This is a genomic window from Providencia sp. PROV076 (genome assembly GCF_028483405.1).
GTDB lineage: Bacteria > Pseudomonadota > Gammaproteobacteria > Enterobacterales > Enterobacteriaceae > Providencia > Providencia huaxiensis.
The window spans coordinates 19,386-39,359 of the sequence record NZ_JAMPRR010000039.1 but is presented as its reverse complement, the minus strand read 5'-3'; the positions used below and the strand labels follow the sequence as shown (position 1 = coordinate 39,359).

At 41.9% G+C, this 19,974-nt stretch carries 28 protein-coding genes and 1 CRISPR repeat array; of the genes, 23 read left to right on the top strand and 5 right to left on the bottom strand.

Going from position 1 to position 19,974, the window contains the following annotated elements:
• The 10 genes from PSF67_RS20410 to PSF67_RS20365 form a co-directional block, all read left to right on the top strand.
• On the top strand, window positions 1–251 hold a 251-nt coding region (locus PSF67_RS20410), incomplete at its 5' end, for a hypothetical protein (RefSeq protein WP_272677553.1).
• Complete coding sequence (locus PSF67_RS20405) at window positions 241–429, top strand: hypothetical protein (RefSeq protein WP_272677552.1); 189 nt, start codon at window positions 241–243, stop codon at window positions 427–429. The genes PSF67_RS20410 and PSF67_RS20405, both read left to right, overlap by 11 nt.
• Window positions 422–640, top strand: coding sequence for a hypothetical protein (locus tag PSF67_RS20400; RefSeq protein WP_210854867.1), 219 nt, complete (start codon window positions 422–424; stop codon window positions 638–640). Before PSF67_RS20405 ends, PSF67_RS20400 begins: the two co-directional genes overlap by 8 nt.
• Before the next feature lie 3 nt (window positions 641–643).
• Window positions 644–871: a hypothetical protein gene (locus PSF67_RS20395; protein WP_272677551.1), complete on the top strand. Its 228-nt coding sequence runs from the start codon at window positions 644–646 to the stop codon at window positions 869–871.
• On the top strand, window positions 858–1,490 hold the full coding sequence (locus tag PSF67_RS20390) for an MT-A70 family methyltransferase (protein WP_210786743.1): 633 nt from the start codon (window positions 858–860) through the stop codon (window positions 1,488–1,490). The genes PSF67_RS20395 and PSF67_RS20390 overlap by 14 nt, the downstream gene beginning before the upstream one ends.
• Before the next feature lie 7 nt (window positions 1,491–1,497).
• Window positions 1,498–1,884 (top strand): hypothetical protein, encoded by a 387-nt coding sequence (locus PSF67_RS20385; RefSeq protein ID WP_272677550.1) that lies wholly within the window; start codon window positions 1,498–1,500, stop codon window positions 1,882–1,884.
• A complete protein-coding gene (locus tag PSF67_RS20380) occupies window positions 1,854–2,048 on the top strand; it encodes a hypothetical protein (RefSeq protein ID WP_112860442.1) in 195 nt (64 codons plus the stop codon). Before PSF67_RS20385 ends, PSF67_RS20380 begins: the two co-directional genes overlap by 31 nt.
• Window positions 2,041–2,265 (top strand): hypothetical protein, encoded by a 225-nt coding sequence (locus tag PSF67_RS20375; protein WP_272677549.1) that lies wholly within the window; start codon window positions 2,041–2,043, stop codon window positions 2,263–2,265. The genes PSF67_RS20380 and PSF67_RS20375 overlap by 8 nt, the downstream gene beginning before the upstream one ends.
• Window positions 2,258–2,494, top strand: a complete 237-nt coding sequence (gene xisR, locus PSF67_RS20370) for an excisionase family protein (protein ID WP_006661963.1) — start codon at window positions 2,258–2,260, stop codon at window positions 2,492–2,494. The genes PSF67_RS20375 and xisR overlap by 8 nt, the downstream gene beginning before the upstream one ends.
• Before the next feature lie 7 nt (window positions 2,495–2,501).
• The gene (locus PSF67_RS20365; protein WP_272677548.1) at window positions 2,502–3,785 is read left to right on the top strand and encodes a site-specific integrase; all 1,284 of its coding nucleotides are present in this window, start codon (window positions 2,502–2,504) and stop codon (window positions 3,783–3,785) included.
• A gap of 20 nt (window positions 3,786–3,805) precedes the next feature.
• Here the strand turns inward: PSF67_RS20365 and fliE are convergent, their stop codons facing one another.
• Window positions 3,806–4,117: a flagellar hook-basal body complex protein FliE gene (gene fliE / locus PSF67_RS20360; protein WP_102139625.1), complete on the bottom strand. Its 312-nt coding sequence runs from the start codon at window positions 4,115–4,117 to the stop codon at window positions 3,806–3,808.
• Between the two features lie 246 nt (window positions 4,118–4,363).
• Between fliE and fliF the strand changes: the two genes are divergently transcribed.
• The 13 genes from fliF to fliR all read left to right on the top strand — a co-directional run bounded on the left by fliF (window position 4,364) and on the right by fliR (window position 15,318).
• Window positions 4,364–6,049 carry a flagellar basal-body MS-ring/collar protein FliF gene (gene fliF / locus PSF67_RS20355; protein ID WP_102139624.1) on the top strand — a complete coding sequence of 562 codons (1,686 nt, stop codon included), beginning with the start codon at window positions 4,364–4,366 and terminating at the stop codon, window positions 6,047–6,049.
• The gene (gene fliG, locus PSF67_RS20350) at window positions 6,046–7,038 is read left to right on the top strand and encodes a flagellar motor switch protein FliG (protein ID WP_004255600.1); all 993 of its coding nucleotides are present in this window, start codon (window positions 6,046–6,048) and stop codon (window positions 7,036–7,038) included. Before fliF ends, fliG begins: the two co-directional genes overlap by 4 nt.
• Entirely contained in the window at window positions 7,031–7,759 is a 729-nt protein-coding gene (gene fliH / locus PSF67_RS20345; protein WP_102139623.1) for a flagellar assembly protein FliH, read from the top strand. The genes fliG and fliH overlap by 8 nt, the downstream gene beginning before the upstream one ends.
• Complete coding sequence (gene fliI, locus PSF67_RS20340; RefSeq protein WP_102139622.1) at window positions 7,756–9,120, top strand: flagellar protein export ATPase FliI; 1,365 nt, start codon at window positions 7,756–7,758, stop codon at window positions 9,118–9,120. The genes fliH and fliI overlap by 4 nt, the downstream gene beginning before the upstream one ends.
• Window positions 9,121–9,131: 11 nt before the next feature.
• Window positions 9,132–9,575, top strand: a complete 444-nt coding sequence (fliJ, locus tag PSF67_RS20335; protein ID WP_102139621.1) for a flagellar export protein FliJ — start codon at window positions 9,132–9,134, stop codon at window positions 9,573–9,575.
• Complete coding sequence (locus PSF67_RS20330) at window positions 9,576–10,943, top strand: flagellar hook-length control protein FliK (RefSeq protein ID WP_272677547.1); 1,368 nt, start codon at window positions 9,576–9,578, stop codon at window positions 10,941–10,943.
• A gap of 162 nt (window positions 10,944–11,105) precedes the next feature.
• On the top strand, window positions 11,106–11,585 hold the full coding sequence (gene fliL / locus PSF67_RS20325) for a flagellar basal body-associated protein FliL (protein WP_102139619.1): 480 nt from the start codon (window positions 11,106–11,108) through the stop codon (window positions 11,583–11,585).
• Window positions 11,586–11,590: 5 nt separating this feature from the next.
• Window positions 11,591–12,598, top strand: coding sequence for a flagellar motor switch protein FliM (fliM, locus tag PSF67_RS20320; protein ID WP_195698506.1), 1,008 nt, complete (start codon window positions 11,591–11,593; stop codon window positions 12,596–12,598).
• Complete coding sequence (fliN, locus tag PSF67_RS20315) at window positions 12,591–13,007, top strand: flagellar motor switch protein FliN (protein WP_004255621.1); 417 nt, start codon at window positions 12,591–12,593, stop codon at window positions 13,005–13,007. Before fliM ends, fliN begins: the two co-directional genes overlap by 8 nt.
• A gap of 22 nt (window positions 13,008–13,029) precedes the next feature.
• Window positions 13,030–13,488 carry a flagellar biosynthetic protein FliO gene (gene fliO / locus PSF67_RS20310; protein ID WP_102139617.1) on the top strand — a complete coding sequence of 153 codons (459 nt, stop codon included), beginning with the start codon at window positions 13,030–13,032 and terminating at the stop codon, window positions 13,486–13,488.
• A gap of 12 nt (window positions 13,489–13,500) precedes the next feature.
• On the top strand, window positions 13,501–14,244 hold the full coding sequence (gene fliP, locus PSF67_RS20305) for a flagellar type III secretion system pore protein FliP (RefSeq protein WP_102139616.1): 744 nt from the start codon (window positions 13,501–13,503) through the stop codon (window positions 14,242–14,244).
• Between the two features lie 22 nt (window positions 14,245–14,266).
• A complete protein-coding gene (fliQ, locus tag PSF67_RS20300) occupies window positions 14,267–14,536 on the top strand; it encodes a flagellar biosynthesis protein FliQ (RefSeq protein WP_102139615.1) in 270 nt (89 codons plus the stop codon).
• Window positions 14,537–14,538: 2 nt separating this feature from the next.
• The gene (gene fliR / locus PSF67_RS20295; protein WP_102139614.1) at window positions 14,539–15,318 is read left to right on the top strand and encodes a flagellar biosynthetic protein FliR; all 780 of its coding nucleotides are present in this window, start codon (window positions 14,539–14,541) and stop codon (window positions 15,316–15,318) included.
• A 379-nt stretch (window positions 15,319–15,697) separates the two neighbouring features.
• Window positions 15,698–15,965: a CRISPR direct-repeat array (repeat unit 28 nt; unit sequence TTTCTAAGCCGCCTGTATGGCGGTGAAC).
• 130 nt (window positions 15,966–16,095) lie between these two features.
• On the opposite strand, the gene cas6f is transcribed toward fliR, so the two are convergent.
• The 4 genes from cas6f to csy1 are packed head-to-tail and all read right to left on the bottom strand — an operon-like array spanning window position 16,096 to window position 19,974.
• Window positions 16,096–16,731, bottom strand: coding sequence for a type I-F CRISPR-associated endoribonuclease Cas6/Csy4 (cas6f, locus tag PSF67_RS20285; RefSeq protein ID WP_166266912.1), 636 nt, complete (start codon window positions 16,729–16,731; stop codon window positions 16,096–16,098).
• A gap of 8 nt (window positions 16,732–16,739) precedes the next feature.
• Complete coding sequence (gene csy3, locus PSF67_RS20280; protein WP_210848461.1) at window positions 16,740–17,762, bottom strand: type I-F CRISPR-associated protein Csy3; 1,023 nt, start codon at window positions 17,760–17,762, stop codon at window positions 16,740–16,742.
• A gap of 2 nt (window positions 17,763–17,764) precedes the next feature.
• Window positions 17,765–18,709 carry a type I-F CRISPR-associated protein Csy2 gene (csy2, locus tag PSF67_RS20275; RefSeq protein ID WP_272677545.1) on the bottom strand — a complete coding sequence of 315 codons (945 nt, stop codon included), beginning with the start codon at window positions 18,707–18,709 and terminating at the stop codon, window positions 17,765–17,767.
• Entirely contained in the window at window positions 18,706–19,974 is a 1,269-nt protein-coding gene (csy1, locus tag PSF67_RS20270; RefSeq protein WP_272677544.1) for a type I-F CRISPR-associated protein Csy1, read from the bottom strand. Before csy1 ends, csy2 begins: the two co-directional genes overlap by 4 nt.

Below are 19,974 nucleotides of genomic sequence, written 5' to 3'. Positions count from 1 at the left end.
ATTGTGACCTAACGGTTAATGAACTTGAAAACGTCGGTAAGAAAAAAATAACAGAAAATAGAAGTGTTATTTGTCCTATTCGTTCATATGAAAAGGGTATTCTCAGGGATTGGCTAATCAACAACAAGCAAGAAGATGGTTATATTCTTGACCCTTATTTAGGTAGTCAGTCATCAATTCAAATGTGTGACGAAGGGACAGTACTAAACTACAGAGTTATTAAATATGTCGAGGTTGAAAATGAAATTTAAAGCCGGCGATAAGGTTAGAGTGGTTAAAGATACACTAGAAGGTGAAATGGATGGTTACACTGGCGTATTTGTAAGATATGACCAGCACGATGATTCATTACTCAATTATTATGTTGAGTTCGATGATGGCGGAGAGAATTGGTTTCGAGAAGAAGAACTGGAGTTAATCAATGAATAAATCTGTCAGTGAATTAAATCCCAACGATGTAATTAAACTTGGTGATAATTGGTTTCGTTGTCGCTATTTTTATTACCACAATAATAATGTTTCTATAGACCTACAGCGTGAACTTGACCAAATTAGTCTTTATTACGACAGCACATGCATCAAAATATCAATTAACAAAGATGTAGATATTAAATTCGAAGTGAAGGATGCGAGAGAATAATCAATGAAACAAGTTCAAGCAATGACAACGCTAGTATTAATTGATGGCGTTACGTATCAAATAGCATTACCAAAACAATATGTTTCTCTTCAGGCAAAGCAAGCATTGATGTTTGCCCAAGAGTTTGGCGGTGGAATCATCCCATGTACGTTTGCTCACATAAAGCCAATGGAAGCGGATGGATTGCCATTTAATATAAGTGATAGTGGAGCGGAGAATGAAAAAGTATGACCTCATATTAGCTGATCCACCTTGGCAATATAATAATAAAGCATCAAACGGCGCAGCAACCAATCATTACAACACCACCGATTTATATTCCCTCTCTCGATTACCAATAGAAACTATAGCCTCTGAAAACTCTGTTTTGTGTATGTGGTTCACGGGCAATTTTGCACTTGAAGCAATTAAACTATCCGAAGCATGGGGTTTTAAAGTTAAAACTATGCTTGGTTTCGTTTGGATTAAATTAAATAAATTGGCAATGGAAAGAATAACAAAGCAAATACAAAACGGTGAGTTATTCGATGCCTACGATTATATGGATATTTTAAATAACGAAACGAAAATCAATGGCGGTAATTACACTCGTGCAAATGCGGAAATATGCCTAATAGCTGTTCGTGGTAATGGCCTACCCCGTCAATCTGCAAGTGTTCGGCAAGTAATTTACTCATGCCTTGGCGATCATAGTGAAAAGCCAAAGGAAGTACATCATAGGCTAGAGGAACTATATGGAGACGTGCCACGCATCGAATTATTCGCTCGTGAGAAATTTGGCGATTGGGATGTATTCGGGGATCAGGTGGAAAGCAATATTCAATTTAATAACGTATTGAAAATAGCATAGGTGAATTATGAGTAATGAGTATAGTCAACTAAATGATTGGCAGATTAATCAATTAGTGCATAACTATTACGTTTGCAATGGCGAGTTTAATCTTGAGTTCACTCGTCACTCTGTGAGATGGATAAATAATACTTACGATATTACATATAAAAGAAATGAAGCAATAACTAAAATTGGTCGTGATTACTTTGAGGATAAAATAATATTTCACATAATTAGAAAATATAAAATTAACATTCAATGGAGAGATTCAGTAAATCTATCACCACTAGCTATTCATGAGAAGCTAATAGCAGAAAGTGCAGATATATCTAGAGCTGTTCTAGAGTGTTATTTAATGATTAAAGAAGAAGGAAATTTAAAATGGATATTATCGACTCAGCAAACGAACTAGAACAATTACACATTCAAGCCGCATTATCAAATCGCCAGCCAGTAATTAAATCAATAAATGGAATGTGCATCTGGTGCGAAGAAATGCCAGCAGCACCAAATAGCGCATATTGCAGTAAAGATTGCGGAGATGATGATGAGCAATATAAGCGGAAAAATGGATGATGTGACGCTTGAGAACGGACGTCGAAAGATTGCAAGGGAATGCAGAGACAAATTAAAGCAACTCAAAAAACTCAGCGATAAACAAAGCACAGCAATACTCAAAGATTACCTACCTAAGTTTAAATTAACACTCACCAAAGAACATAAAAAGTTTCCACCAATCATGTGGCTAACTTGGTACGTCAATAGCATAGATAAGGAGATTAATGGTGGATAATGTTGTTCTTCTAACCCCAAGCAAGTGGGTTACTGAAGATGTGCTTATGATGATTACTGGCATGCGCTCTGGGACAATCAAATCTGCAAGGAAAAAGTCTTGGGCTGCCGGTAGAGAATATCTTCACATTTCACCGGACGGAAGCCCTAAAGAAAATTCAGAATGCATGTACAATCATGAGGCGATCATAAACTGGATCGAGAAGCAAAGAAATTCACAACCTCAATAGGTGCATTATGAAAATAAAATACCCAACAGGTGTTGAAGTGCATGGTAAAAGCCTTCGTATATCATTTACATACAAGGGAAAGAGAGTACGGGAAACTCTCGGGATACCTGACACTACTAAAAACAGAAAATTAGCAGGTGAGATAAGGACAGCCATCTGCTACAAAATAAAAACTGGCGCTTTTGATTACTCGGCTGAATTCCCTGAGTCAAAAAATATCAGCACATATAGCTCTGGCGATAGAGTGATAACCTATGGTGAATTAGCTAACAAGTGGATAGAAATTAAAAGCGTTGAAATATCGTCAAGCACATTAAAAAAGTACATCACTATTTTAAATGCAGTATCTAATTTTATTAATACAAAAAGAAACGTATCAACATTTAAAACTGAGGATATTTTATTAATACGAAATAATTTATTAACATCGCCAACTTTGGATAGAGGACATAAAACAAACAAAATAGGCAGAACGGTTCCAACAGTAAATAACTATATTGGATTGCTGCGTCATATTTTTAATTTTGCTTTTGATAATGGATATATAAACACAAATATATTCTCATCAATAAAGCCATTGAAAAAAGACAGGCCAAAGCCAGACCCAATAACACAAAATGAGTTTCCTAGGCTTCTCAGTGCCGCTAACAATGAACAGTCTAGAAATATGTTAATTACATCTGTGTATACAGGATTGAGACCGGGTGAACTTTGTTCGCTTGCTTGGGAAGATATAGACTTCACTGAGAAAACACTAACAGTAAGAAGGAATCTATCGATTGTAGGTGAATTTACATTCCCAAAAACTCAGGCAGGAACAGACAGGGTTATTTACATGCTTGACCCTGTTATTGAGTGCTTAAAATCTCAAATGCCCTTAACTAGAATGACCCAGCCAGAGATTGTTAATGTATCAACAAGGGAATTCGGTAAATCAAGAGAGGATACGTGCACTTTTGTTTTTCAACCAAACATCGTTGCAGCGAATGGGTTGAAAACAAAATTCTACTCTCCGGGTGGATTTGGTCAAATATGGAACTATCTGGTAAGAAAGTCAGGAATTAGACACAGGAAAGCATATCAGACAAGGCACACGTACGCATGTTGGATGCTATCAGCCGGAGCCAACCCTGCATTCATTGCAACGCAAATGGGACACGCATCATCAAAAATGGTTCATGATGTATATGGCGCATGGATGACAGAAAATGATGCTAGCCAAATTGATATTTTGAATAGAAATGCCCCATCACTGCCCCACAAAGGCAATAACAAGGCAGTTAATTCATAATATTCAAATAGATAAACCAATCACACTGGCATTGACATAATCTCTTGATACGCTGCCACCAGCTTATTACGTACCTGAATTCCCATTTGCAAACTTAAACTCGCTTTTTGCATATCAACCATCACGTCATTCAAGGAAATATCTTGCTTTCCTAAAGTGAAGTTTTCAACTTGCTTCGCTGAATCATTACGCGTTTTATTAATTTGATTTACCGAAGCAACCAGATGGTCAGCAAATCCAACTGGCTCAATTGCTGGTTTAATTGGGTTAGTGGCTTGGGTTGCCACGACATTTAATTGTGAAATAACCCCTTCAATCGCTTGAACTGTCATTCGATTCTCTTCTTATTAATTACTGTGAATTTTTCACTAACCTATATTGGCCAGCTTACCCTATCACACCCTTTTTAACTTGAAGCCGATAAATAACACCAATTTTATAGGCTGATTCCGTCATTAGAACCCTCAAAAACAAGAAATAATAGCAAAGTGAAAAAGTGACGTTACGAAGAGGGAAATAACATTGTTTCACCAAAAGTATTTTCATCCGTCTAGTAGTCTGCCAAGCAGGGAATATTTATGAGTGCCGCATCTAAAGACACGGGGGAGGCCAAAAAGGGTTTTGCCTCTATAGTTGAAAGGATTAAAGCTGATCCTAAAATACCGTTAATGATTGCGGCAGCTGCGGCTGTTTCAATTATTGTCGCCCTTCTCCTCTGGTTACGCAGCCCTGACTACCGTGTACTTCTTAGCAATTTAAGTGCTAAAGATGGTGGCGATATTGTTGGCCAGCTAACTCAGATGAATGTGCCTTATCAAATTGCTGATAATGGTAGCGCTATTTTAGTTCCTGCAGATAAAGTGCATGAATTACGTTTGAAACTCGCTCAATCAGGTTTACCCAAAGGCGGCAATACCGGTTTTGAATTACTAGATAAAGAACAATTTGGTATCAGCCAATTTAGTGAGCAAATCAACTACCAACGCGCATTAGAGGGTGAACTCTCTCGAACTATTGAATCACTAAGCCCAGTACAAAGTGCTCGGGTGCATTTAGCCATTCCTAAACCAACATTATTTGTACGAGAGCAAAAGCTACCAACCGCTTCAGTGACGGTTGGCTTATTACCGGGAAGAATGCTTGATGAGGGACAAATTAGCGCCATTGTCCATATGGTATCGAGTAGCGTAACAGGCCTAACAGCCAGTAATGTCATTATTGTTGACCAAGCGGGTCGCTTACTCACCAATAACGATAATAGCCAGCAATCGGCGAACAGCGCACAAATTAAAATGACCAAAGAGATGGAATCCCATCTCAAACAGCGCATCGAAGATATTCTATCCCCTCTCGTAGGGCGCGCTAATATCCACGCACAAGTCACCGCACAAATGGATTTCTCAAAAGTTGAACAAACTTCAGAGGAATATAAACCCAACCAAACACCAGATAGCGCCGCTATTCGTTCCCGCCAAAACAGCCAAAGTATGCAAAATAACAATGGCGGAACAGGTGGAGTGCCTGGTGCGCTTTCTAATCAACCCGTTAGTGCGCCAAATGCACCAATTGAAACCAATAAAGACAATAAAGATGGCGCTCAAACTGCAAATAACCGTAATAGCGTTTCGAACTCACAAAGCGATGAAACGACGAATTACGAGGTAGATCGCAAAATTAGTCATACCCAACGGCAAATTGGTGTCGTCGATAGGCTCTCGGTCGCAGTTATTGTCAATTACCATTCACAAGACAGTGAAAATGGCCCAGAAATGAAACCATTACCGCCAGAGATGCTGCAACAAATTGAAGCATTAACACGCGAAGCAATGGGTTTTTCCACTGCACGAGGGGATTCTCTCAATATTACGAATTCATTGTTTACCAATGAGACGCCTATTGAAGAAGTGCCTTCGTTACTTGAAAGCCCACAATTTATTGCTCAGCTTCTGGATTACGGGAAAATACTGCTTATTGCCATTATTGCTTGGTTTATGTGGCGTTTTGGTATCAAACCACAATGGGTTAAATACCGTAAGACACAGCAAGCCCAAGCCGAAGCTGAGGTTTTTGTTGCCACGCAACTGAAAACTCCGCTCGTGGTTGATGAAGCGATTGATGAAGAAATGGATGAGCAAACACGCCGTCGCCTGACTCGTCAACGTGTTAGTGCTGAAATCCAAAGCCAACGCATACGTGAAATGGCAGAAAAAGACCCACAAATCGTGGCAATGGTTATCCGTCAGTGGTTAGGAAAATCCCAATGAGTTTAAGTGGAACAGAAAAAAGTGCCGTGATGTTAATGACGCTCGGTGAAGATCAGGCTGCAGAAGTCTTTAAGCACCTGAATCCTAAAGAAGTTCAACAATTGAGTATGGCAGTGTCAAACATGCGCCAAATTTCAAATAACGAACTGGCAGAAGTATTAACGGAATTTGAAGAGTCAGCGATCCAATTCGCGGCTCTCAATATCAACACGAATGACTATCTGCGCTCTGTATTGGTGAAAGCACTTGGCGAAGAACGCGCTGCAAGCTTACTTGAGGATATCTTTGAAAAACAAGAAACAACCTCGGGGATCGAAAGCCTCAACTATATGGAACCCCAAACCGTTGCCGATATTATCCGTGATGAACATCCGCAAATCATCGCGACTATTTTGGTTCACTTAAAACGCAATCTTGCAGCGGATGTCCTCGAATTATTCGAAGAGCGCCAACGCAACGATATTATGTTACGTATCGCCACCTTCGGTGGTGTCCAACCTGCTGCATTAGCGGAATTAACCGAGGTATTGAACAACTTACTGGATGGCCAAAACCTCAAACGCAGCAAAATGGGTGGCGTGAGAACTGCGGCAGAAATCATCAACTTGATGAAAAGCCAGCAAGAAGAAAGCGTTATCGATGCAATGCGTGATTACGATGGTGAACTGGCTCAACGCATTATTGACGAAATGTTCCTATTCGAAAACCTTATCGAGGTGGACAACCGCAGCATTCAACGTATTTTGCAGGATGTTTCGACAGACTCACTGGTTATTGCCCTCAAAGGCAGCAACCAAGCTCTGCGCGACCACTTCCTCAACAATATGGCCGCTCGTGCTGCAGAAATCGTGCGCGACGATTTGGAATCGCGCTCTCCTGTACGTATGTCTCAAGTGGAAAACGAACAAAAAGCCATTTTGCTTATCGTTCGCCGTTTAGTCGAAAAAGGCGAAATCGCCATAGGTGGTGGAGACGATGTCTATGTCTAAGTCAACAATTCCAAATGACCAATGGCAACCTTGGCAACTGCGTGAGCTTAATCAATGGGACCTCAACTCAGGTATCCCCGCACTAAGCGATGTCCCTGAGCCTGATGCGCCAAAAGTCCCGTGCCTTGAGCCAAAAGAAGTGTTAGAGCAAATTAACTTGCTCGATAACATAAAAGAAGATGCTCAGCGCACTGGTTTCCAACAAGGGCATGAAAAAGGCCAGCAAGAAGGTTACCAAGCGGGCTTTGAGCAAGGCTTGCGAGCTGGAGAAGAACAAGGGCGTGAGCAAGCGCTCGCTATGCAACAACCCGTGATTGAAACATGGCAAAAATTGCTGTCTGAATTTAATTATTCACTCGATACCTTTGATACGGTGGTGACCACAAAGCTACTACAGATAGCTTTAACCGCAGCGAAGCAAGTGTTAGGACAATCTACCGTTTGTGATGGCACTGCTTTGCTGGAAGAAATCAGCCACTTACTGCAGCAAAAGCCAATTTTTGCAGGGCAGCCTGAACTGCACGTCAACCCAAATCATTTTGAATTGATTGAACAGCATCTCGGTTCCCTGCTCAACTTAAATGGTTGGCGCTTAGTGGCAGATCCTAAATTGCATCTCGGTGGTTGCCGTGTCGTCGCAGAAGACGGTGAAATTGATATGACAGTAGCGACACGCTGGCAAGAGTTGTGCCGTTTATATGCACCGGAGAGCTTTTCATGACTGCACGATTGGGACGCTGGATTGCCTCGTTGGACGATTTAGAGTCGCGGATGAAAGGGATCCCGATGGTGCGTCGTTATGGCCGCCTCACAAAAATCACCGGCTTAGTGATGGAAGCCGAAGGCATTAAAATGCCTTTAGGGGCAACTTGTTTTATTGAGCGCTCAATTAATGGCGGCTCAGACGAGGTAGTCTGTGAAGTCGTCGGTTTTAACGGCCCAAGAATGCTACTGATGCCATTAGCTGACCTCGAAGGGATCGCTCCTGGTGCGCGTGTTTATGCACAATCAACCGGAGATGACGGGCAAACCAGCCGCTTACTCCCCATTGGTAATGAATTATTAGGCAGAGTGCTTGATGCCCAAGGCAACCCATTAGACGGAAAAGGCCCATTAGAGGTAAAAACACGCGCCCCCTTAATTACCCCACCAATTAACCCATTGGAGCGAACACCTATTAGCAGTGTATTGGATGTCGGTGTTCGGGCAATCAATGCGTTATTAACAGTTGGCCGAGGCCAACGTATGGGCCTATTCGCTGGCTCTGGTGTAGGTAAAAGTGTATTACTCGGCATGATGGCGCGCTTTACTCAAGCCGATATTATCGTGGTTGGGTTGATCGGTGAACGTGGTCGTGAAGTTAAAGATTTCATTGAAAATATTTTAGGGGCTGATGGCTTAAAACGTGCTGTTGTCGTTGCTGCACCCGCCGATGTGTCCCCTCTATTGCGCATGCAAGGCGCCTCTTATGCCACTCGTATCGCAGAATATTTTCGCGATAAAGGCTTAAGTGTGTTGCTGATTATGGACTCACTTACCCGGTACAGTATGGCACAACGTGAAATTGCTTTAGCCGTCGGTGAACCGCCAGCAACCAAAGGCTATCCACCTTCTGTTTTCGCCAAATTACCTGCTTTAGTTGAGCGTGCGGGGAATGGGAAAAATGGTGGGTCAATTACGGCCTTCTATACCGTTTTAACTGAGGGAGATGACCAACAAGACCCGATCGCCGACTCGGCTCGTGCGATTTTGGATGGTCATATTGTCCTTTCACGATCACTGGCTGAGTCAGGGCACTACCCTGCGATTGATATCGAGGCATCCATTAGCCGAGCAATGACGGAGCTCATTCCTAAAGAGCATTACCGAAAAATTCAACGTTTCAAACAGTTAACCTCCAGTTACCAACGTAACCGAGACTTAATTAACGTGGGTGCGTACGCCATGGGCAGTGACCCCATGTTAGATACGGCAATTCAGTATTATCCGCGAATGTCGACTTTTTTACAGCAGGATATTGATGAGCGATGTGACTATCAAACCGCATGTGATCAGCTCACTCAAGTAGTTCCCAACGAATAACGAGGGGATAAATGGCCAAAAATAATGCCTTAACAACATTACTCACCTTAGCCGTCGAAGCCTCAGAAGAAGCGGCTAAGGTGTTAGCTCAAGTGCGCCAAACCCATACACAAATGGCGCAGCAACTGAATATGTTGGAAAACTACCAGTCCGAATATCGTCAAAAACTCAACCAAACCTTGCATACGGGTATGGAATCGGATAAGTGGCAGAATTATCAGCAATTTTTGGTCACATTGGAACTGACCATCGAACAACAGCAACAGCAACTAAATTTATGGGAACAACGCGTTAGCGAAGCTAACCGTCATTGGCAAGAAAAACAACAGCGTGTCAATGCGTTCGACACATTAATTCAACGTGCTGAACATACTGAATACCAACGTCAAAACCGCTTAGAACAAAAACAAATGGACGAGTTTGCTCAGCGAGCGACTTTACGGAGACCTCAATAAATGGACATCAATGCCCTGAATGTGCCAGCCGCATCATCGACTAAAAATGGCAATATACAACAAAATGAATCGCGCACTGATGAAAATCAAGCCCCTGCACTCCCCTTTCAAGCCATGCTTGATAACCAGCAACCGATTGAAAAACAAAATGCCGCCAATCAACCAGTCAATGAAGAAGCGCTTAACAAAGACATTGTTGACAACAAACTGGCAATAGCGAGTAAAGAAACTGTTGAACAAACCCAAGTTGGGCAAAAAAATGCTGAAAACACAATTGAACAACTGAACTTTAGCCGTAACTTGCGTGCCGATAGCGTGCAAACTGCACTTAATACAGAGTTATTAACAGGCAAAGATACCAACAAACAAGCATGGCTAAATAACTTGAAACAGTCATTAACTGGCCAAGTACAAACGGTGGCGAATACGGCAATCAAAACTGAAGCCCATCCAGTTTTAGGCGCGTTTACTCAAAAAATGCAGCATCTAACGGATAATACAAATGGCATCATTAATGAAGATGATGGCAAACACCTTGAAGGTTCACAGCAACAAATCGCAGGCGAAGAAGACAGCCCGGAACTTGGGGTATTTATTAAGAATGAAAAAGAAGAACGTCGTGACCAATCTCATTTTCCCCTTGATAACCAACGCGATATACGTGGCAAAAATTTAACTGCTGATTTTATGCCATTGAATAAAAAAGTGAGTGATAAAGACCCAGTATTAAACCTACAAAATGTTTCCAGCGAGGCCCTAAACCAAACCACGAAAAGCGCATTTACACTACAAACTGAAACTGGCGCTTTTACTACCACATCCTCACAGCACATAACAACTATGCCAGTTAGTATGATGCCAACGGCAACGACCGCACAGGCCGCTGCAATGAATGCGCCCACGGCAACACCAACTATGCATTTAGCTAGCCAATTAGGCAGCGAAGCGTGGCAGCAGCAATTAAGCCAACATATGTTATTTTTCTCTCGCCAAGGGGTATCTCAGGCACAGATTCGTTTGCACCCAGAAGAGTTAGGCTCGCTCAATGTGCATTTACGTATCGAAGATAACCAAGCCGTGATGCACTTTGTCTCCCCGCATAGTCATGTGCGAGCCGCAATGGAGTCCATGATGCCTGTGCTACGTAGCGCACTACAAGAAAGTGGCATTCACCTAGCTCAAGGCTCTGTCGGTCAAGATAATTTGAACCATCAGTCAGATAACCCGCAACAAAGTACCCACCAACACGATGGACAAATTCAAGCAACACATCCATCCATGGGAGCTGTTGGTATTAGCGAAGCGAATACAACTGTTTCACCAATAACAACAGCATCACGACAAGGTGGCATTAACACTTTTGCGTAAAAAATAAACAAATTGCGGTAATTTCCTAGCTAAAGCGCCGAGTTACCGCCTTTTTGTTTCGTTTTTCACTCCTTTAACTCTTGGCAACCAAGCCATAATGCTAGAGATCATAACGTAAAAACCCATCTGGGTTTAGCACCCAAGAAACAGGAATTCAGCTAAATGTCGTCGAGCAAAAAATCAAACAGTTCCAACAAAGGGTTGATTATTCTATTTGCCCTTCTTGCCCTTGCTGGTGCAGGGTTTGGGGGTTATACCTGGTGGACGACACAACAAGGCGCACAAACGGATAGTGAAGAAGAAAAGCGCCCGAATATGCCACAGCCTATTTTTATGGAATTAGAGCCATTTACCGTCAATTTAACCGGTGCTGCTGATACGCCTGATCGCGTACTCTATATCCATGTGACTTTACGACTCGCGAATGAAAAATCGCGTAAACAGCTTCATGAATACCTCCCTGAAGTACGTAGCCGTTTGTTACTGCTGCTTTCAGAGCAAAAAGCAAAAAATATCGAGACACATGAAGGTAAGTTGCAGTTAATGAAAGATATTAAGCAAACCCTCACCCCTACCCTGATCCCGGGGGATACCGATCAGGATATTTCTGATGTGTTATTCACTACTTTTATTCTGCGGTAATATTCATGAGCGATAATATTTTATCTCAGGCCGAAATTGATGCGCTGCTTAATGACGATGCACCATCAAGCAGTACGCCTGTACCAGAGACGCAAGGGAAAGATAATGTTCGCCCTTACGACCCGAATACTCAACGTCGAGTTATTCGAGAACGAATGCAGTCTCTCGAAATCATCAATGAACGTTTTGCTCGCCAATTCCGTATGGGTTTGTTCAATATGTTACGTCGCAGCCCAGATATTACGGTGGGTGGGATTAAAATCGAACCTTATCACGAATTTGCACGTAATTTACCTGTCCCAACTAACTTAAACTTAATTCATATGCCGCCATTACGGGGCACAGCATTGTTTACCTTTGAGCCTGCGTTAGTTTATATCGCTGTCGACAATCTGTTTGGTGGAGATGGCCGTTTTCCTGTACGACAAGAAGGTAAAGAGTTTACCAATACTGAGCAACGTATTATCAATCGCATGCTCAAGCTCGCTTTAGGGGCATATCGCGATGCTTGGAAACCCATTGCTGATATTGAAGTGGAATATGTGCGCTCTGAAATCCAAGTCAAATTCACCAATATCACGACGTCCCCAAATGACATCGTAGTCACCACACCGTTTTTAGTGGAGATAGGCAATACCGTTGGTGAATTCAGTATTTGTATTCCGATCGCTATGATTGAGCCATTGCGTGAGCGCTTAATTAACCCACCAATGGAACAAGGTCACCAAGAAAACGAAACTTGGGTAACCAACCTTGTTACCCAAGTAAAACGCTCCGAACTTGAATTGGTCGCCAACTTTGTTGACATTCCAATGCGAATTTCTCGCTTACTGCAACTGCAAAAAGGGGATGTGCTCCCAATTGAGAAGCCTGACCGCCTCATCGTTAATGTTGATGGTGTTCCCGTATTAACCAGTCAATACGGTACTCAAAATGGCCAGTATGCATTGCGTGTAGAACATTTGATTAACCCTGTATTAAACACTCTAGATGAGGAAAGTACCAATGAGTGAGGCGAAGAACTCTCCTGATGCATCAACCAATCACGACAGTGAAGACCTATGGGCTGAAGCGCTGGAACAGCAAAAAAAAGCGGAATCCGCCTCAGCTGGTGCACAGGCTTTTGATAACTTTGATGGACAAAACCCATTAAACCAATTGTCCGACATCGATATGATCATGGACATCCCTGTGCGCCTTTCAGTGGAGCTGGGCCGCACTAAAATGACCATAAAAAAATTACTGAGCTTATCCCAAGGTTCTGTGGTGTCTCTGGATGGCTTAGCGGGTGAACCATTGGATATTTTAATCAATGGCTATTTGATCGCACAGGGTGAAGTGGTCGTGGTTTCAGACAATTACGGTATTCGTATTACTGACATCATTACGCCTTCCGAACGTATGCGCCGTTTAAGTCGTTAAATAACAACATGAGTCGATAATAATGGCAATATCCAATCAAGCTGAGCAGGCACCGACATCTGTGCCTTTTTTATCAACAACCGTTTCCTCCAGTGAACCTAATGCACCGGCTATTGACCACAATGATAGCTTGACGCAAATATCGGGCGCTTTAGGGGGGATCATTTTATTGATATTAGCCGGGGCTTGGTTGGTGAAAAAATTAGGATTTGCCCCAAAAAAAATGGGCAAAGAGCAAATCGTAAAAGTCAAAAGTCGCTGCTCACTGGGTAATAAAGAACGCGTTGTGGTTGTCGAGGTGAACAATGAGTGTTTGGTATTAGGTGTCACCTCACAAAATATCAGCCTCTTACACCAATATCCGTCAGAGCCTGAAAACACAACGGCATTGCCAGTTGAACCACTCACATTTCAGTCTTTATTAAAGAAAAAACAAGAGGCTGCAAAATTTGCGGCTTCAGTTACATCTATACATAAGTAATCGGAAACGCTCATGTTATCTTTTAAATCTCTATTTACGATTACTGCCCTCTTGTTTTTATTGCCAAATTCCGCCTCTGCGGCACTGCCTGCCATTATTAGCCACTCAATGGCAGATGGCGGTCAAACTTGGTCTTTACCCGTTCAAACGCTATTATTTTTAACCTTACTAGGCTTTATTCCCGCCTTATTGTTAATGATGACCAGTTTTACCCGCATCATTATTGTTTTAGGTTTATTGCGTAACGCACTCGGAACGCCCTCCGCTCCTCCGAATCAAGTCTTACTAGGCTTGGCGCTATTTTTGACCTTTTTTGTGATGTCACCCGTTGCCGACCAAGTTTACCGCGAAGCCTACCAGCCGTTTAGCGAAGACAAAATTAGCCTCGAAACGGCTTTAGAGAAAGGAACTGCCCCATTAAGAACCTTCATGTTAGGACAAACGCGCGAATCTGATTTAGCCCTGTTTGCAAGGATAGCGAAAGTGGGTGAAATTCAAGAAGCGAAAGATGTTCCGTTACGTATTTTAGTACCCGCTTTTATTACCAGCGAACTCAAAACCGCATTCCAAATTGGCTTTACCATTTTTATTCCATTTTTAATCATCGACTTAGTGGTGGCTAGTGTCTTGATGGCATTAGGGATGATGATGGTTCCCCCCGCAACAGTTTCATTGCCATTCAAATTAATGCTGTTTGTATTAGTCGATGGCTGGCAATTATTGCTTGGCTCATTATCGCAAAGCTTTTTTAATTAGGATTATTTTACTCGGAGTAGTCATGACACCTGAATCAGTGATGGCGATGGGAACAGAGGCGATGAAAATCGCACTGATGCTAGCGGCTCCCTTGTTATTAGCCGCTTTAGCCGCGGGTTTAATTATCAGCTTACTGCAAGCCGCCACACAAGTGAATGAAATGACATTGTCTTTTATTCCTAAAATTTTGTCGGTCATTTCCGTGATCATTATTGCAGGTCCCTGGATGCTGAATTTGCTCATTGACTATATGCGGTCTTTGCTTAGCAGCTTACCCTTTATTATTGGTTAACAATGCTAACCATTACCAGTGAAACACTCACACTGTGGCTAAGCCAAGGTTTCTACCCTTTCATACGCCTTTTGGCGCTGCTTGGTACAGCGCCCTTTTTTAATGAAAAACAGGCAATTACCAAAGTTCGCGTCGCATTAGCTTTTTTTGTCGTCTTGATTGTTTCCCCCCAACTTCCGGTCGTCAATATCCCATTGTTTTCTGCTATGGGGCTATGGGTTATCGTGCAACAAATGGTGATTGGTGTTGCGATGGGGCTCACAATGCAAATGGCATTTGCTGCCGTACGTCATGCAGGGGAAGTGATTGGTTTACAAATGGGGTTATCGTTCGCCACCTTTTTTGACCCAACAGGTGGACCCAATATGCCTATTTTAGGTCGTATATTTAACGTCATCACCCTTTTATTGTTTCTCGCTTTCGATGGGCACTTGTGGCTTATTTATATCGTGGTCAATTCATTTGAACTGCTCCCAATTCAAACCGCACCATTAAATCGCGATGGTTTTTGGGTATTTGCTCAATTTGCTAACACTATATTTATTAATGGGTTAATGTTAGCTTTGCCGTTTATCACCTTATTTTTAATTCTAAACCTTGCTCTGGGTATCCTAAACCGCATGACCCCGCAGTTGTCGGTGTTTGTCGTGGGGTTCCCCCTCACCTTAACTATCGGTATCAGTATGTTAGGAGTGATTATCTCTATCCTCCCCCGCTACACCGAGCGGCTTATCCACCAAGCTTTCGAGCAGTTATCGTTGATGTTTAATTTGTTTGTTTGAGTATCGATACTTAATCAATTAATTAGTAAAACCATTTGGTCATTCTGATTCTTAAAGTAAATATATAAAAACTTATTTCGAATTCAAAACTCATTGACTTTTCCTTTTATTAAATCAACATATAAAACCCAATACTTGTTTCGGGCATTATCATAAAAAGCCGCCTGCGTGGCGGTAATCATACCCATTACTTGTTTCGTTTCTAAGCTGTCAATTGACAGTTATCTATCTAATTAATTAATGCGGTACGGAGAGAAATCTAAGATGAATTGTTTTTAACGTAAAGATTAAAAGTTAATATGGGATGACTAATTAAAAGTAAATAAAGTTTATCTTAAAATAGCGTAGACAATAATAAATAATGGGTATTTTCTTATAATCTCTAAGCTGCCTGTGTGGCGGTGAACTCATTGATGGGAAAATTTACGCAATTAATCAATTTCTAAGCCGCCTGTGTGGCGGTGAACAATCAATTGTTAAATTGAAACAGTTTTCAGATTTTCTAAGCCGCCTGTATGGCGGTGAACTAAAAAATGATAACTCACTGGAATATTGATAGTTTCTAAGCCGCCTGTATGGCGGTGAACACCCCCAATAATACCACCACTGGATTTTTCGTTTTCTAAGCCGCCTGTGTGGCGGTGAACAATGCACTTTAAAACAAAAAACAAGTAATAACAATCAGTTAAGGGTATTTATCGAAAAATACCCTTTTATTTACTGATAATTATAACTTACTGATTTATTAACCAATTTTAAAAGAGCAAAAAACAAAGGTCAAAAATGTGGAACCGTTGCTAAACAAACTGAGTCATTAGTTGCTTGACTAAGACCATAGCAACTAAACACCCCAACTTGCTTTTGTGTAGCGTCTATCCTTTTAATAAACAAAGGAAAAGACCGGCTTTCAGCTTGCTTATCTCTGGCATGTAAGCTTTCAACCCAAATAAATGGCAAGCGATTAGCCGCCTTTGGCTTACTCGCAGACAACGTCTTTAAGCACTGTTCTAATGGTTGTCCTGATTTTTCAGACCATAATCGCGCTTTTTGCTGCATATCGGCTTCAATTCGACTCTGACCTTTTACATGCTTTCGAATATAGCTTACTTGGACATGCTGTTCAGGTACGGTTTGAATCGATTTAATATGCACGTAATCCATTAACCGTGCTAACCACTTTTGCACATTTAACAGCTCAAGTTCAGCTGGTGTTTTCGCATGTAAACGGATTTTTTTGCCTAAGCGAAAGCCTACGCTGCCATATTCAGGGAAGGCAACTGCAATCGTGCTATGCCCCTGAGACGTCTTATTATCCGCCAGCGCAATATGAATTTGCTGATAAACTTTTTGCCAGAGGAAATCCAGTGGAACTGTTGAGTCAGGCAATAAAGTGACTTCCTGATAATAATTCATAGCCCACCTTATTTGTCGCTTTCACCAAACACGCCACCGCGTACTAAAACCGCCATTACATAGTGTTCATCTTCAATGCGTGGTAGTTTTTCACCCCGCGCCCATTTATCAAAATGGGTATAAAAATCCTGCTTATCTTTTGGTGTCCGATAAGCCGTTCCAAGGTTAGTCACAGCACCGTAAGGTTCGATCGCGATAGCCCCTGCGCCGCTTTCACTACCATACGCGGGATACCATGTATCAATAGAACGTAAAGCATTACCAATTTTTTGTGAATGCATCGCTGCATGTCCATTTACATGATATAAGATTTTGCTTTTATCCCCTTTGCCTTTATCCATCACCAATTCTTCGCTCGGGTACACTTCTTGTGCTTTACCCAATTGAGAATAGGTAGTGATTTCCAATAGTAAAGCGCCTTGGGGATGTGCTATGGCCGCCGCAATCTTTTCAGCTAACTGAGTGATTTTTTCATCTTTCGCATCAAATTGATGAATACTGTATTGTGTCGCATCAAACACCCATTCCATTGATTGGCCTTTATTAAGGACTTTAACTACTACCTCGATTTGTTCAGCCCCCACACGGTTGCGCCATAAAAAGCGCCCATTGGCAATATTTTGGGCATAACGGCGGCCTAGTTCTTGGAAGCCTTGTTTTTCAATGTAATCTTTAGCCGCTTGCGCATAGCTTTGTTTGAACAATGCGTTATTACAAGCCGATGGCGTTTCAACGCCTCCAAGCACTTTTAAGGTGAACTGATGAACCAAAGTGTCTTGCTCAGTCCCTAATGCACAGGCATCCACTGTTTGTAAATTGGCTTTTTCCACTTCTGAATTTAATTTTAAAGGGTCACTTTTCACCGCGCCTTTTAAGCGGTTTGAAATCGTCCCTCGTACAGATTTTTCCTGTAACGACAATGGTGAAAATTGCGATTTATTATCCCAACATGTACCGTAAAAATAGCCATCTGATGGAACCAATTTTTTTTCAAATGCTAAAACCGATGCAACATCATTATTCTTCGCCATTATTACTCTCCACTCGAAATAAAGTTAGCTGCCACTTGTTGGCATAAATACAGGTTTTGGGACTCAACAAACTTAAATCCCCATAAAATGTCATGAATGTTATTCACCCGATTTGCTAATACAAACTCCCCTAACGTAACGACGCTTTCAGCAAACCGATGTGGCACTTCTGAGTCTCGCTGGTTTTTTGCTTGCCCTAACGGGGAGATACCTTGATATCCAGTTGCTATTGGAACAATCCAACCTGCCGTTTTACGCTGAGTTCGCCATTCAAATGACATCTTGTTCCCATTTTCTTTTCCAGTATCAATACAATAGTTTTCCACGACCACATGATCCAACAGAGCATCTATGGCATCTTGCCCATTATTCATTGCGCCAATCATTAAGTCGCGACGCTCAATCAATGCATAGCCAGGCATGACGCTATTGAGTAACTTTTGTCTATATTTCCCATTCGCATCTTCCGATGGCAAAATATGCACCGATGGCTTCCCTAATGACAAAATATCGCCCCCAGCGAGTTTCATGGTCATCACTAAATCATGGATAACATCTAGTAACGGTGAATATTCAGGAAGACCTTCAATCACCTTATTGTTTTTAATGCCATATTTAATCAACAAAGAAACGTCTAAGTGGCAACGGGCTTCTTCGATAAATGCAGAGCGCGAGCCATCACTATTTAATGGGTTGCCTGTTCCCACAATGGAACTAACATAATCATTGGCCCCACGATAAGTTTGTAAGTCGCAGTCATGGCTAATGATGGCGATGGAATCGAGAATAATATTTAGCGAGCCATCGTCACCCAGTTTGCGCTCTAGGGCATGCATAAAACCTAACCAAGCCGTCATGGCTGGAAAACCAATGGTATAAGGGCTAGATAACGCATTTGCATTGTGAATTTTTAAATGCGGCAGTTTAAGTATATAAGTGGAACTCATCGTAATAGCTCCTTATTAATGGCAATAACGTCCGCGATAGCCACAAGTTCATCATCCCCTAAACTTATCGCTTTTTTCCCCAGTACTTTTTTGTAATGCCGCATAAATTGCTGGGCAATAAGGAGGATCACCCCCTCTAACCATTCATCTGAGTTATTGCGCCGCTGTTGGTCTGGAAACAACCAAGTTTGTTGTACTTTAGCGAGTTCGGCTGGTAATTGAATGCCATATTGTTCAAATTCGCGCCGTACTTCCCACATGGTTAACATAACGTAATCGAGATATTCTTGAATTCGTCTATCTCGATATTCAATAAAACGGCTGCCACGCAGCTCTTTGGGTAGTGAAATCAAGCCATGAAATGCCTCTAAGCTTTCTTTTACTTGCCAAGGACTTAACGTGTTTGAAAAGAAATCATGAGTAGGTAGACGTAGCTTTCGTTGCGCTATTTTAGGCGGAAGTGAGGGTAACAAATGCGCTTTACCTGCATTTTGATTATTGAGCACGGAAATATTTTGTGGCTTAGTTCCCCCGTAACCAATGGTTGTAAGACCATAAATTTCTTGATAGCCAATGTCGCTAAATTCCCCTTTACGTTTTAAGTCTCGCAGTGCTTTAGTCTGTTCAGAAAATCGAATAGCATCAATGCGTTTACGCAGTTCGAAAACTAAGCCTGATGGGGTTAATGGTGATAATAAGTGATATTCGCTATCCTCTAGCCAAACAGGAAAATAAACTTGTTTGATTTTTGAACTCGTCGCTACCGTATCATCTGACACAACCATAGCCAGAAAACCGTCCCGCAGGGCTTGATAGTTTTCATCGCCTTGTTTAAGCAGGTCTTTTGCTAATGACGTTTCATCCTCAATATGCGCCAATAATGTTTTGTTATCTTGCAACTCAAGGGTAAGGAATTTATACACGTCAAGCGCTGCTGCATTACCTAACGCGTCCGTCTCAACAACAACATTCCCTGTTCGCAAAAAACCGTCATTTGCCTGAGCAGAACTGGCCAGTATTGCAGTGACATAACCATTTTTGTTCTTTCGAGAACTTGGGTGGCTAAAGGTGCAAGGGTGAGTGGATAACGATATTTGCCCTGCCCGCTTTGCCGCATTCGGCAACCACTGTGACAATGAAAAAGCCGCATCACATTCCTGCTGCAATTGCAGAAGTTCATTATCACTCATCGACGCCTTTACATTTTTTTTAAGCCATCCCTCTTTGCGCTCCGCAAAAAAGACCTCTATTGCTGGATCTAACAT

Coding starts and splice junctions, on each gene's coding strand:
- csy3 (WP_210848461.1), bottom strand. CDS start 17,762: ATGGCGAAGAATAATGATGTTGCATCGGTTTTAGCATTTGAAAAAAAA.
- fliR (WP_102139614.1), top strand. CDS start 14,539: ATGCTAACCATTACCAGTGAAACACTCACACTGTGGCTAAGCCAAGGT.
- fliO (WP_102139617.1), top strand. CDS start 13,030: ATGGCAATATCCAATCAAGCTGAGCAGGCACCGACATCTGTGCCTTTT.
- PSF67_RS20405 (WP_272677552.1), top strand. CDS start 241: ATGAAATTTAAAGCCGGCGATAAGGTTAGAGTGGTTAAAGATACACTA.
- PSF67_RS20375 (WP_272677549.1), top strand. CDS start 2,041: ATGGATGATGTGACGCTTGAGAACGGACGTCGAAAGATTGCAAGGGAA.
- fliI (WP_102139622.1), top strand. CDS start 7,756: ATGACTGCACGATTGGGACGCTGGATTGCCTCGTTGGACGATTTAGAG.
- fliG (WP_004255600.1), top strand. CDS start 6,046: ATGAGTTTAAGTGGAACAGAAAAAAGTGCCGTGATGTTAATGACGCTC.
- PSF67_RS20365 (WP_272677548.1), top strand. CDS start 2,502: ATGAAAATAAAATACCCAACAGGTGTTGAAGTGCATGGTAAAAGCCTT.
- PSF67_RS20400 (WP_210854867.1), top strand. CDS start 422: ATGAATAAATCTGTCAGTGAATTAAATCCCAACGATGTAATTAAACTT.
- PSF67_RS20385 (WP_272677550.1), top strand. CDS start 1,498: ATGAGTAATGAGTATAGTCAACTAAATGATTGGCAGATTAATCAATTA.
- fliL (WP_102139619.1), top strand. CDS start 11,106: ATGTCGTCGAGCAAAAAATCAAACAGTTCCAACAAAGGGTTGATTATT.
- csy2 (WP_272677545.1), bottom strand. CDS start 18,709: ATGAGTTCCACTTATATACTTAAACTGCCGCATTTAAAAATTCACAAT.
- PSF67_RS20330 (WP_272677547.1), top strand. CDS start 9,576: ATGGACATCAATGCCCTGAATGTGCCAGCCGCATCATCGACTAAAAAT.
- fliF (WP_102139624.1), top strand. CDS start 4,364: ATGAGTGCCGCATCTAAAGACACGGGGGAGGCCAAAAAGGGTTTTGCC.
- PSF67_RS20395 (WP_272677551.1), top strand. CDS start 644: ATGAAACAAGTTCAAGCAATGACAACGCTAGTATTAATTGATGGCGTT.
- fliN (WP_004255621.1), top strand. CDS start 12,591: ATGAGTGAGGCGAAGAACTCTCCTGATGCATCAACCAATCACGACAGT.
- fliJ (WP_102139621.1), top strand. CDS start 9,132: ATGGCCAAAAATAATGCCTTAACAACATTACTCACCTTAGCCGTCGAA.
- fliM (WP_195698506.1), top strand. CDS start 11,591: ATGAGCGATAATATTTTATCTCAGGCCGAAATTGATGCGCTGCTTAAT.
- csy1 (WP_272677544.1), bottom strand. CDS start 19,974: ATGTTAGATCCAGCAATAGAGGTCTTTTTTGCGGAGCGCAAAGAGGGA.
- cas6f (WP_166266912.1), bottom strand. CDS start 16,731: ATGAATTATTATCAGGAAGTCACTTTATTGCCTGACTCAACAGTTCCA.
- PSF67_RS20390 (WP_210786743.1), top strand. CDS start 858: ATGAAAAAGTATGACCTCATATTAGCTGATCCACCTTGGCAATATAAT.
- fliP (WP_102139616.1), top strand. CDS start 13,501: ATGTTATCTTTTAAATCTCTATTTACGATTACTGCCCTCTTGTTTTTA.
- fliE (WP_102139625.1), bottom strand. CDS start 4,117: ATGACAGTTCAAGCGATTGAAGGGGTTATTTCACAATTAAATGTCGTG.
- fliH (WP_102139623.1), top strand. CDS start 7,031: ATGTCTAAGTCAACAATTCCAAATGACCAATGGCAACCTTGGCAACTG.
- fliQ (WP_102139615.1), top strand. CDS start 14,267: ATGACACCTGAATCAGTGATGGCGATGGGAACAGAGGCGATGAAAATC.
- PSF67_RS20380 (WP_112860442.1), top strand. CDS start 1,854: ATGGATATTATCGACTCAGCAAACGAACTAGAACAATTACACATTCAA.